This window comes from Streptomyces sp. NPDC005794, assembly GCF_042871445.1.
Taxonomy (GTDB): domain Bacteria; phylum Actinomycetota; class Actinomycetes; order Streptomycetales; family Streptomycetaceae; genus Streptomyces.
This window is the reverse complement of record NZ_JBIAIN010000004.1, coordinates 384554-397065: the sequence shown is the minus strand read 5'-3', so window position 1 is coordinate 397065 and position 12512 is coordinate 384554. Positions and strand designations below refer to the sequence as shown.

Genomic DNA, 12512 nt, shown 5'->3' with positions numbered 1-12512 from the left:
CGGATCAGGCCGTGCGGTAGGCGGATTCCAGGGCGGAGCGCACGGAGGCCGCGCTCGTCCCCCGGGTGAAGGCGGTGCTGGTGGCGGTGATCAGCGGCTGGGTGGCGGTCGGGGGGACGTACAGGTCGGGCAGGAGCGCCTGACCGACCCGGTCGCCGAGCTGCTGGGCCTTGGCCACCAGCGGGAAGTCCTTGCTGACCGTGTCGGTCACGAGAGCCATGTCCCGGCCGCTCTCGGTGATGAAGCGCGACACCACGTCGGGGCGGTACATGAAGCGGAGGAACCTCTCGACCGAGGACAGCTTCTTGACGCCGTTGGGACTGATCCAGAAGCCGATCAGGGTGTACGAGCGCAGGATGGTCGGCTTCTCGTGGACGGAGCCGGGCGCGAGCGGCCAGCCGCCGACCTCGGTGTGACCGGCCGGCTTCGCCGGGACCTTGGCCAGTGCGGAGGACATCGCGGACTGGATGGCCGCCGCCTCGGTGTTGTACTGCGTGGTCATCGAGTCGGAGGTCAGCCCCTGCGCCTTGTCGGCGAAGACACCGGCGTCCCGCAGGGCCACGAAGTAGTCGATGCCCTCGCGAGCACCCCGGCTGCCGCTGAAGTCGCCGGTCGTGTAGACCTTCCGGGCCTCCTCCGGGGTGAGGAAGGTCTGGATGATCTGGGCGAGCAGCTTCTGCCCCGTCCAGTCGTTGCCGCCGACGGTGACCGGCGCGATGCCCTTGGCCCGCAGCTTGCGCGCGGCACCGATGAGCTGGTCCCCGGTGGTGGGGACGGAGCCGATGCCGGCCCGGTCGAGCAGGTGGGTGTTGAAGGCGACGGGCCAGTTGGTGGCGAAGTACGGGAAGGCGCGGAGCCTGCCCTTGTCGTCGGTCCACTCCGTCAGCGCGGCGGGGAGGACCCGGTCGCGCAGTCCCCAGTCGTCGAGGTAGCCCTTGACGTCGACGGTGGCGCCGACGTCGGTCCAGGCGAGCGTCTTGTCGTACAGGTTGACCATGACCACGTCCGGCTCCTTACGGGCCAGCCGTGAGGTCTCGTAGACCTGGGGGAGGTCGTCGCCGTTGACGAGGTTCTTGACCCGGATGCCCGGGTTCTCCTTCTCGAAGGCCTTGACGACGGCGGTGTAGGTGGGGGAGCCCGGCGCGGTGGTGCCGAGCTGGGTGTGGACGAGGAGGGTGCCGGGGTCGGAATCGGCCGAGGCGAGCGTGGAGCAGCCGGACATTGCGGGCAGCGCGGTAGCGGCGGCGAGGCCGGAACCAGCGGCAAGGAAACCGCGCCGACTCAGGGGTGAGCGCACAGCGGGATGTCTCCAACCAGGACGTTAACCAGAGTGGTTAATCGATGTACCAGCGGGTTGCGAGAAACCTAGGTGCGAGGGGCGAGATGGTCAACCCCCGGTTGCACATGCTGGAAAGTCCGACATTTCAGGCGGCGGTGAGGTGCCTCGCCGTACGCTCTCCGGTCGCGAGCGGGCGCGGCGCGCCGGTTGACGATTCGCGGCGTTCGTCGCCAACGGCGCCGACCCTGAACCGCCACCGCAGGTGTACCGGGTAATCGGGGCACCGCAATACCCATGCCATCTTCCGCCTTTTTGCGGTAAGGGGCGATTTTAAATCTGATGGACTCAGAAGTGTTCAGATTTGAACAACTCCTGATGGGTCGGCTCCTTTAGGAGTGTGGGTGTGCCCGAGTTGCGGGAGGTGGCGAAGGGGTCAACATTGGTGACAACTCCCGCCGCGCTCCGATTTCGCTGTGGATCTCCGATGGCCGCAGGCCTGCACGCATGGATCCAGGGCGGACCAGCACGTCCCGAGAGTATGTGGAGCCATCATGGCCAAAACCCCCCGAAGGAAAATTTCCCGCCTGGTCGGTGTGTCCTGCTTCGCTGCCGCATGTGCGCTGCCGAGTGTGACCGCTGCTGCGGCAGTGCCCGGTGCCCTCGCCGGTGCCCTGCCCGCAGCGCCGGCCGAACCCTCACCCCCACCCCCGCCGCCGGAGAACCCGCCGGAGAACCCGCCGCCGGAGAACCCGCCGCCGGAGAACCCGCCGCCGGAGAACCCCCCACCTGGAGACACGCAGCCGGCTACCCCGCCCTCCGCTGACACGCCGCCGACTCCTGCCGACACGCCGACGTCGTCGGACACTCCACCGTCCCCGGACGCGTCGCCGCTTCCGACGGAGCCTGGGGAACTGAAGGCGGAGGTGGAGATCCGGACAGCGCAAGCGCCGGAGGAGGTGAAGAAGGAGGTGAAGGAGGCACTGACGAAAATGCTGGCCCTCATCGAGGATCCGGATGTGGCACCGGAGGACCGGGCCGCGTACATGAGTGTCGTGGGAGGGATCACCGCAGCGCTCAAAGCGATCCAGGATCCGGATATGACGCCGGAGGACCGGGCCGCGTGCATCAGGATCGTGAAGGCGCTGACCGAAGCCATGGACCCGCCGCCGCCTTCGGCGGGGTCGGAGGCTCCACAGGGGCCGCCCAAGTGGTTCTTGAGGGCCGCGGGGGACGTCGGCGCGGGGCTCGGGGCGTCCCATCACTCGAATTCGGCGCCGGAGGATCCGGAGGATCGAAAGGACATTCAGAAGAACATCGAGGAAGTATGCGACGCGCTGCGGACGTACCGGGATCCGAAATCTTCCGCAAGCGAGCGGGAAGAGGCGGGAAGGAAGGTGAAGCAGCGGATCGAGGCACTCAGTAATTCCCAGTACCTGGAATTGCTGAAGGAGATAAAGCGCTACAAGCCGTCGGCGGCATGTGTGGATACGATTGAGAACCGAACGCGTCAAGTCGGTTGGTCGGACGGATCTCTCTGGGGCCTTTCCGATCCGTCGTGCGCTGCGGCGTTGGCCGCAGGTGCCAGTCAGGAAGACACGCGGTGGCATGCGCTGTTGCTGTGCGTGCAACGAAACCCGTTCTCTTCATGTGCGGACGACATACCCAGGGAGTGACCGGGTGAGGCTCGGCGGCCGACTCCCCGACATGGCCTCAGGAACAGGCTGTCGGCGGCCTCGGCCGCGGACACCGACGGCGGCGCTCGTGTGCGTACGACACTGCTCGAGACCGAATGGGCCCAGGTCCGGCCGTCGCCGTCGGACCGCACGTCCTCTCCGGGGAAGCCCGAAATGCGGGCGGGGGCGTGGGCTCAGCGCCGTGATGGCGGCAGCCCACGGGCTCCCTTCAGCTTCGCGCCCGTGAGATCCACGCCGGTGAGGTTCGCGCCGGTGAGATTCGCGCCGGTCAGGTCCGCCTTGGTCAGGTCGGCCCTGGTCAGGTCCGCGTAGGTCAGGTCCGCATAGGTCAGATGCGCGCCGGTCAGGTCCGCGTCGGTCAGGTCGGCCCAGATCAGCTTTGCGCCGTTCAGCTCCGCAGTGCGGAAGGCGGTGCGCTCAGCGACCGCACCGTTCAGGCTGGCTCCGTTCAGCTTCGCGCCCGTGAGGCGGGCGCCCGTCAGTCCCGCGCTCGTCAGATCCGCCTTGTTCAGGTCCGCGCTGGTCAGGTCCGCGTCGGTCAGGAGAGCGCCCGCCAGGTGTGCGTCGATCAGACTTGAGGCGCGGAGGACGGCGCCGTCCAGGTTCGCGTCGGTCAGGTTGGCGCCGCTCAGGTTCGCGCCGGTCAGGTCTGCCTCCTGAAAAACCATCGAAGCGAATTCGCTGCCGCCGCGCCCGGATCTCAGTCCCCTCAGATCGGTACGACTCACATCCAGCTGGAATGCCTCGTCGACGTCGAGCGGCCGTTGGGCCAACACGTTCATCACCGCCTCGATATCAGTGGGCGGGGCAGCCTCCGACGACGGGTTCTGCTGCTTCCTGGCGTCGGCCCCTGGCAGGGGGGCGTGCCGGCGTACGTACGCGGTCAGGACGGAGACGACCGTGGGGTGGTCGCGGACGGAGTCCTGCATGATGCGCTCGAGACCGTAGATTCCCCCCAGGCGCACATCCACGGAATCCGATCCCAGGTTGGTGACCGCCGCGTTGAACCGGTTGGTGATCTGCCCCTGCTCACTGATGCGCAGTTCCTTGCTGGTCTGCCCTACCTGCATCCAGGTGAACAGCAGTGCGGCCAGCGCGGCCAGTCCCGGCAGGCTGACCGCCACCAGTCCGAACCGATCCGTCCGGCTGCGGGCCTTGGGGCTGCTCGCCTCGGACCCGCGTCTCCCGTGCCGACGGTGTCGCTTCACGGCGCGCCGATGTGCAATCCGGCGGAGCTGTCCGACGCCAAGATCTTTCGTCACCGTGCCCATGGCACGCCATGGAGCCGGAGCAACTATGAAGCCACACCGCCGGGGCACACGAACGGGCGCGCACACGCCCTGACTGCCGCGCGTCCTCCCACCGGTGCTGTCCCACCACCAGGGGGGACAGCACCGCTGGGAGGAACTGACGTACGAGCCGCCCCGGGCCGGAGGGGTACCCGCGTACGTACCGGGCGAGGGTGGAGGACACCGACCGCGAGGTCCGGCACGGGCGTCCCGCCCGGGCCGCAGGAGGCCGCGATGGCCTCGGGCGTACGTCACCGGGTGCTGGACGTGCTGCCGTTCCGGGAGGCATGCGTGTTCTGCACCGCCGGGGTCTGAGGGACCACGGCCCTGGCCTGCCGCCGAAGTGATCTCGGATTGCGGATCGCGGATCGCGGATTGCGGATTGCGGCGCAGGGGCTGAGCTGCCGGCCGGTCAGGAGTCGAGCACGGCGGCGACGCCTTCGATCTCCACGAGCTGGTCTTCGTATCCGAGAACGGTGACGCCGAGCAACGTACTTGGGACGTCGTGGTCGCCGAACGTGTTCCGGACCACCTCCCAGGCGGTTACCAGGTCCTCCTGCCGCGTGGACGCGACCAGGACGCGCGTGCTGACGACGTCCTCCAGGCCGGCCCCCGCCGCTGCGAGCGCGGTCTTCATGTTCTCGAGGGCCTTCGCCGCCTGGCCGGCGTAGTCGCCGACGGCCGCTGTGGTCCCGTCCTCGTTCAGCGGGCACGCCCCGGCGAGGAAGATCAACCGCGCGTCGGCGGGTGCGGTGGCGGCGTAGGCGTACTCGGCCACGTCGGACAGGGCGGTGGAACGGATGAGCGTGACGGCGCGGGGCATGGCATCCAAGTCCTCGTGGACGGGCTGAGGTTCGTATTCCTAGCAGTCCGCCGTCCGGGCGTCCCGTCATTTTTCGACCTGGCTCTCGCCCTGCACGGCGCTGCGGAAGCCTTCATTCGGGCGTGTACACCGTCTGGACCAGCTGGTTCGGCCGGTCCTTGCGTATGAGCACGCCTCGGCCCGCCGGCTGCCGGCTCGCGTACACCCCGGGGAACAGCTGGCCTTCGCTGTGGTCACCGGCCATGAGGAGGGCGGTCGCCCCCGACTCGCGCAGACTGTGGACCAGCGGCTCGTACATGCCCCACGACGCGCCCGCCACCTGGCGCGACAGGACGAAGTGGAGGCCGATGTCCACCGCCGAGTGGATGTACGGCACGAACGGGTCGAGCGGTGAATGGCGATCCGCGAGCAGTACGTCGTAGTCGTCGACGAGCACCACGATCCGTGGGCCGGCGCCCCAGTTGCCGGGCTCCAGGTCCTCGGGGGGAGTGCTGTCGTCGGGCAGCCGCTTCTCCAGCTCGATGGCGATTCCGGCGGCGAGCCCCTCGCACAGTCTGGCGTTGTGGGCGTAACCGCCGTCGAACTCCTCAGGGATCACACCGCGCAGACCCTGCTTCGGGTCCACGACGGCGAAGAGCAGCTCGTCCTCGCTGTAGCGGTCGATGAGGCCGCGGACGACGGTCCTGAGGAGAGTCGTCTTGCCGCACTCGCTGTCGCCCAGGATCAACAGGTGCTGGTCCTGGCGGAAGAGATCGAGCAGAACGGGAGCGAGCGCGTCCTGGTCCAGGCCGATCGGCACCTGTCGGGGCTCGGCGGCCCGGCGGGGGAGCAGATGGGGTTCCAGGATGTGGGGCAGCACCAGGACAGGCGCGGCGACCTCACCGCTCCAGGCGTCCTGGACCGCACGAACCGTGCGGTCGAGGACGGCCTCCAGATCGGTGGCGTCCGCGCGTCCGTCCGTACGCGGGAGCGCGGTCTGGGCGAAGAGCCCCCTGTCGGTCAGGGCGCGGCCGGGTTCGTCGGGTGACAGGGTCTCGGCGAGCTTCGGATCGATGCCGGATTCGCCGGGGTCGTCCAGACACAGCTCGACCCGGGTACCGAACGACGCCTGGGTGGTGGTGCGCACCTCGTTCCAGCCGCGCATCCCTGCGACGATGTGGATGCCGTGGGCACCGCCCCGCTCCAGGATGTCGAAGATCGTGTCGTCCAGCTCGTCGAAGTCGTCACGCAGTGCGTCGAATCCGTCGATGACCAGCACGATCTCCGCCGACGCCAGCTGGGGCAGCCCGCCCGTCCGGTGCAGGGTGCGCAGGTGCTCGACGGATTCGACGGCGTGCTCGCGGAAGAGGTCCTCGCGCGCTTCGAGCATGCTTCCCACCATCTCGACCGCGCGCACCACGCGTGCGCGGTCGTCGTGCCCCGCGATGCCGCCGACGTGCGGCAGCCCGGCGAGGACCTGGAGGTCGTCGGCGGCCAGGTCGAGACCGTAGACACCGACCTCCTGCGGGGTGTGGGTGAGCGCGAGGGACAGGACCAGGGTGCGAAGGAGGGTCGTCCTGCCCGACTGCGGGTCACCGATGACGGCGGCGTGGCCACCGGCCGCCGTGAGGTCCAGGTACCACTGTCCCTGCCACTGTCCGGTCGGATCGTCGAGCAGACCGAGCGGAACCTGGAGCGGGCTCCGCCGCCCGGCCAGCTGCATTCCGCGCGGGCCGGCTTCCAGCGGACCGGCGGCTTTGTCGAGGGCGAGCGCGGCGGGCAGCGATGGCAGCCAGATGCCGTGTACCGCGGCAGCGGCGTCCTCCAGCTGTTCGACCACGACGTCCACGTCGGTCGGCCCGGTCTCGCGGCGCCCGGGCGCCGGTTCCCCCGGGCGCGAGTCGCCCGGTGTGGACAGGGCGTTGAACGCCTCGTACTCCAGGACGAGAGGCCCGCTCTCCGCCTCGTCCGCACGCTGCGAGGGGCCCCGGTAACCGCCGGAGACCTGGCAGGCCTGGAAGCGCTCGTAATGACGGGTATCGACCTTGAGGTATCCGAGACCCGGCAGCGGCGGCAGGTGGAAGGCGTCCGTGGTGTCCAGGACCGCGCGTGACTCCTCGGCGGAGAAGGCGCGCAGACCGATCCGGTACGAGAGGAAGGTGTCCAGCTCCTTGAGGCTGTCGTCCTCGATACGCCGGCCGGACAGGAGCAGATGCACCCCGAGGGAACTGCCGATGCGGCCGACGGAAAGGAGGAGTTCGATGAAGCCGGGCTCGTCGGCCAGGAGTTCACCGAACTCGTCGATGACGACGAGCAGGTGCGGCAGCGGATCCAGCTCGGGTCGTTCCTCGGCGCGCAGTGCGGTGTACTCACCGATGTCGGCGACGCCGCCCGCGTCCTCGAGGACCTGCCGACGGCGCTCCACCTCACCGGCGAGCGAGGCGTGGAGGCGATCGACGAGGCCTGGCTGGTCCTCCAGGCCGGTGATGAAACCGGCGACGTGGGGGAGCATCGCGAACGGTGCGAAGGTCGCACCGTCCTCGTAGTCGACGAGGACCAGGGCGACGTCCTCGGGCGGGTGCGTGGTCACCAGGGTGAGGAGGAGGGAGCGCAGGAACTCGGACCGTCCCGGACCGTCGGCGCCGACACACAGCCCGTGCGGGCCCATGCCGAGCTCCGTGGAGTCCTTGAGGTCGAGCAGCACCGGCTCGTGCGTGTCGCTGATGCCGACGGGCACGCGCAGGAAGGCGTGGGCGTCGCGTGGGGCCCACAGCCGGGTCAGGTCGAGGCGCGCCAGGTCGTCGATGCCGAGCAGACCGGCGAGATCGCCGGTGTCCGACAGGGCGGCGTCCACCAGCGCATCGTCGGACAGCCGCAGCGGCGCCAGCATCCGGGCCAGGCCCTCGGCGAAGGAGCTGCCGACCTCGTCGACGGTGCCGTGGGCGCTGACGGGTTCGGGCTCGCGCAGATCCTCCATGACCACCCGGGAGCCCTCGACAGTGAGCCGGATGCCGACGCGTCCGGGCTCCTGAACGCGCTGTTCGAGCAGGTGCAGGACGGTGACGCCCATGTCACGCAGGCCGACCGTGTCGTCGGGGAGGGGCAGATCGACGGCGTTCCCGCCATGCCCGTCGGTGACGACGAGAAGGCGGGAGGTCATGGACAGGGCGTCGCGCCCGGCCGGGTCTCCGCGCACCTCTGCCGCGCAGGACGCGCGGCGGCCCAGGTCGGCGCCGAGCTGCCGCGCGAGCTGGGGGGCCGACGGGGCGATACGCCGGGCGGCGACCGGACCGTCCCGCTCTTCGGCGTCCAGGAGGTGCGGCAGCCACTTCGCCCACTCCCAGTCGGCGATCCGGTCGCCGGGCACGGCGAGCGCCATCGCCACGTCCTCGGGGGCGTGTGTCGAGGCGGTCTGGACGAGCAGGGCGCGGACCACCCGCAGGCAGTCCTCGCGTGGGCCGATGACGCTGATGTTCCCGACCCGGTCCAGGGGCACCGTGAGGGGCAGGTCGGTCCCCGTACGGAATCGGCTCACCAGCGCCGAAGCCTCGTTGAGCATGAAGGGGTCCGGTGGAGTGAGGACGGAGGACCTCGCGTCGGCGATCCTCAGGTCGCCCACGGGTATCTCCCCGACGCCGACCCGCACACGCAGGAAGTCCGTGTCGTCGCGGCGGCGTTCCCACCGGCGGGCGGGGTCCCGCACGATGTCGTACAGGGCGTCCGGCGGCGGATCGAGTACGTCGGCGAGCTCCCGGCGCGCGCGCTCCTCCGCGGAGAGCTCCTCGCGCAGGCCCTCGACGTAGGCGAGGTAGGTCTCCCGCCGCGTCCGGTGGGCGCGCTGGGCCCTGCCGTGGGGGAAGAGGTGGAGCGACACGGAGCCGATGACGGTCACGACGAGGACGACCGCGCCCAGCGCGGCGAACCGGCTGTCGCGTACGGCGGTCATCATCACGACGGACAACATGACCCCGGCGGCGGGAAACAGCGTCATCGCGATGACGCCCGCCTTCCCCTCGGGGAGGTTGGGCGGGGCCTCAATGGTGAGGGGAGGCGCGGCGGCCGGGGGCCGGATGGTTCTGGCCGGGCGGTGTATAAGCCGGGTGCTCATGGGCGTCCGTCACTCACGGTCGGGCTCGGCAAGGGGAGCAGCGACGCTGCTGCGCAGGTGGGAACACGTCCGCGGCGAGTCGGGTGACGGCCTGCCGTGTCGCGCCGGAGAGCGGTTCGGTGCGGATCGCTCCGCCGGTGACCAGGTGACGGCCGAACGGGAGGAACTGCACGCTCGCTCCGGTGGACGCGAGCTGCTGTGCGGCCTTGCGAGGCCGATCCCCGCACGGGGCGTCCGTCCGGTGAGGCAGCCGGTCGAAAACCCCTGCCCTCTGCCACCGGTCCGAGCGCCGCCGGCACGTCCGGCCCGGGCCGAACCCCGGTCGGGCTCGCTCCGGCAGAGGCGGCAACGGCGGCTCGATCAGCGTCCACGACTCATCGTCCACGATCCACTGTCGAGTACCCACCCTCACGAACGGCCGGATCCGCACGCCGATTACGCCCTACCAGCTCACTTTAACAAGATCGTGTGATGAGCTCTCAGGGCGTGCCGGAAAACAAGTCGTGGCTTCCAGCTGTCGGACACGTTGTTCTGGTGTATGTCCTGGCGGCGGCGTTCCAGACGTTGTTGCCGCATCTCGACGAGCGTCGGCGTCGGCTGGTCATGGGGGCGGTACCACCTCGGGCTGCCGCTGCTGGGTAGCGGAGGGCAGGTCCAAGGGCGCTTGTCTGTCCGGGGCACGGCGGAGAGTCGGCCGCCGTGCAATCAGGAGTCGAGCAAGGCGGTCACGCCTTCGATCTCCACCAGCTGGTCGTCGTTTCCGAGAACGGTGACGCCGAGCAGCGTACTCGGGACATTGTGGTCGCCGAAACGCGTCCCGGACCGCCCCGCATGCGGTTACCAGGTCCTCCTGCCGCGTAGAGGAAGGCAACCGATCGGGCCGGCCGTGGACGACCGTCTCGGCATGCCTCCATCCAAGCCGCGCCCCGTCCGCCGGCATAGTGACGATCCTTCTTCGTAAGACACCGGTAACTCGCTCATGGGTCATGGGCGTCGTGGCGCTCTCGTCGTAGAGGTTGCCCTTGCGTTCGGCGTGTGCGGCGCCTTCGTCCCAGGGGTGCGTGACGGTGCCTTCGAGGAGTCGGGCCGCTCCGTCCGTGAGGGTCGCGATCACGGGTGATGCCACGTGGTCGAACTGCCCGACCCTCGACACCGAGAAGGAGGTGGGTGCGGGGAAGTCGGCGGAGATCCGTACAGAATTCCTGATAACCAGGAACGGAAAAGCCGCTGCCTCTGAATCACCCAGGGGATTCAAAGGCGAGCCGTTGCTGTGGGCCCTCGATAGCTGGCGTGGGAGACTGATCGTCTACGTGGGGAATTCGCCGCACCAGTTGCCGGCGAGGAGAGTGGCGGGCAGGTATTCGGACTCCATCTCGACCGGGATGCCCTCGTTCCGGGCGAAGCAGGCCATGGCGAGCGGGGCAAGGGCGACGAGCCCCGAGATCCGGGCCGCCCGTCCCTCCTCGGTCCAGTACTCCTTGTGCCACTCCAGAGCTGCGGCGAGGGCCCGGTCGAAGCCGGCGTGGTCCCCGCGAAGGATCCGGTGAAACATCTCCATCGGCGGATACATCAGCTTGCCCGCAGCTTCCGGCTGAGTGGCGACTGCCGGGTCCGTGCCGTCGATTGCGGCCACCAGCTTTGCACTGAGGCCGTCACCACCGAGCCAGTAGGTCTGCAGCGTGTCGATCCAGGCGTACTCGAACTCGTCGAATTGCGCATCGTTGTCCCGGAGCAGTGGCAGTGGTACCCGGCACAGGGCCGTGATCCTGTCCCGCTCCCGGCACACCACGGCCAGGTAGAAGGCGGTGAGCCAGGCACCCGGCGTCACGTACTGCTGCGGGCCAGTGGCCTGGAGGGTACGGTCCTCGTGCGCGATCCGGCACGGTACCTGACCCTCGGTGGCGGTCGCGGCAGCGAACACGGCCGAACCAACCTGCATGGCGTCCACCCAGGCATCCCACGTGGGAAAGCTCGCCCCCTGCGGATCCGTCAGGCAGTGCACTTTGGCCACCATGAGCGTGGTGTCCAGAGCTTCACCCAAGCCGGTCGAATCGTCCTCCAGACCACTGATCCACCGCTCCGCGCTCTCCTTGAGCGAGGTGAGCGCTACTTCCGCGTTGTCTACGGGGAAGGGATGGCGGGGGATGCGCGGAGTCAAGGCGTCGCTCCTTAGAAGAGCTTGAAGTGTTTGAGTACGGCTCCGGAAGCCGCCTCGCACGGGGCTCGGCGCCAGGTTGTGTGCGCCGACCGCACTCAGGCTCTTCGGCGAGTACCTTCCGCCGCCGACGTACGTGCCATCGGCCTCCTCCCGCCACAGGTCCGCCTGATCATGAAGGTACGGCAGACCTGCCTTCATGAGTCGGCTCTCCAGGTAGGAGGATCCAGCCCGGAGCAGTGGAACCCGGCATCCACCCGCGACGACACCCCGGCCCTCAGCCTCCCGCCCCGGCCATCGACAACGAAACGGGCCCTCGACTCCGTCGGAGGCCTGTAACGAAAGATCGAGGCTGACGAGCTTGTGCACGGTTGGCGGTGGGACGTCGGACTCTGGATCGCCGATCATGGCTGGGCGGTGGGGAACGTGACGTCTGATCACTCATTGCCGCGCTTCCTGTGTTTCGGGCAGGCTGTTGCCCGGCATGTGCTCTGCTGAGCTGCCCAAGGGATGTCCGGGCGCCCCGCTTCCAGGCACATTGTTCTTGGCCCGGCTGACATCGGCCAGGCCGCCCCCCCACACGCGCCCCCGTCCCGACCAGCACCGGCTGCCGTACCGGGGTCTCACGCGGGTGTGCTCCACAGTGTCCGTGTCGACGTCGGCCTTGTTTGCTTCCTTGCGGGCTTCGTCGGCGCGTTGGATGAGGTTGGACGGTGCCGCCGGGCAGGCGTACTGGCCCTTAAGCTTGGTGAAATGAGTGATGTGTATGCCGTAGACCTCGCCCTGAACTTGCAGGCTTCGGTGTCGAGCGCCGTGCTCGCCGATCTGCGATGGCACCTCGGCATCGAGGCCGGGGAGAACGACGAGCGAGGTCGTGCGGACACGGGCGACATGACCCCTCTGCTCGCAGCGCGTGGACCTGCGGCCCGTATCGGTGGCGTGCTGGTGGGCGTTTGCACTCGAACAGACGGCGGCTGGTCTCTGACCGCACGGCAGGAGGTGCATGCCGAGTTTCTTGCCGAGCTTGACTCGCTTGTGGAGCGGCTCGCATGGAACTCCAGCACTGAGGGAGTTATCGGCCAGATCCGCTTCCACGAAGAAGATGTTCCTGATCTGTTGGTCAGCAGATCAGGGGAACTGGTGAGAGTTCGGCTTGCCCACGAGGGGAGAACCTTGGGCTGATTA

7 protein-coding genes and 1 pseudogene are annotated in these 12512 nt (G+C 68.9%); 2 read left to right on the top strand and 6 right to left on the bottom strand.

Translation table 11 applies throughout. The features are described from left to right. Positions 1-4: 4 nt before the first annotated feature. Positions 5-1297: an ABC transporter substrate-binding protein gene (locus ACFYQ5_RS08775; protein WP_389195065.1), complete on the bottom strand. Its 1293-nt coding sequence runs from the start codon at positions 1295-1297 to the stop codon at positions 5-7. Between the two features lie 611 nt (positions 1298-1908). Here ACFYQ5_RS08775 and ACFYQ5_RS08770 point away from each other — a divergent pair. Then, a complete protein-coding gene (locus ACFYQ5_RS08770; RefSeq protein WP_389195063.1) occupies positions 1909-2952 on the top strand; it encodes a hypothetical protein in 1044 nt (347 codons plus the stop codon). Between the two features lie 194 nt (positions 2953-3146). On the opposite strand, the gene ACFYQ5_RS08765 is transcribed toward ACFYQ5_RS08770, so the two are convergent. The 5 genes and pseudogenes from ACFYQ5_RS08765 to ACFYQ5_RS08745 all read right to left on the bottom strand — a co-directional run bounded on the left by ACFYQ5_RS08765 (position 3147) and on the right by ACFYQ5_RS08745 (position 11330). After that, positions 3147-4097, bottom strand: a complete 951-nt coding sequence (locus ACFYQ5_RS08765; protein WP_389195060.1) for a pentapeptide repeat-containing protein — start codon at positions 4095-4097, stop codon at positions 3147-3149. Between the two features lie 577 nt (positions 4098-4674). Continuing rightward, entirely contained in the window at positions 4675-5085 is a 411-nt protein-coding gene (locus ACFYQ5_RS08760; protein WP_389195057.1) for a RidA family protein, read from the bottom strand. A gap of 112 nt (positions 5086-5197) precedes the next feature. Beyond that, positions 5198-9172, bottom strand: coding sequence for a type VII secretion protein EccCa (gene eccCa, locus ACFYQ5_RS08755; RefSeq protein WP_389195055.1), 3975 nt, complete (start codon positions 9170-9172; stop codon positions 5198-5200). A 705-nt stretch (positions 9173-9877) separates the two neighbouring features. Continuing rightward, a pseudogene (locus ACFYQ5_RS08750) lies at positions 9878-10043 on the bottom strand (RidA family protein); the annotation flags it as partial. A 435-nt stretch (positions 10044-10478) separates the two neighbouring features. Next, positions 10479-11330, bottom strand: a complete 852-nt coding sequence (locus ACFYQ5_RS08745) for an immunity 49 family protein (RefSeq protein WP_389195051.1) — start codon at positions 11328-11330, stop codon at positions 10479-10481. A 750-nt stretch (positions 11331-12080) separates the two neighbouring features. Here ACFYQ5_RS08745 and ACFYQ5_RS08740 point away from each other — a divergent pair. Further along, positions 12081-12509 (top strand): hypothetical protein, encoded by a 429-nt coding sequence (locus ACFYQ5_RS08740; RefSeq protein ID WP_389195047.1) that lies wholly within the window; start codon positions 12081-12083, stop codon positions 12507-12509. Positions 12510-12512: the final 3 nt, after the last annotated feature.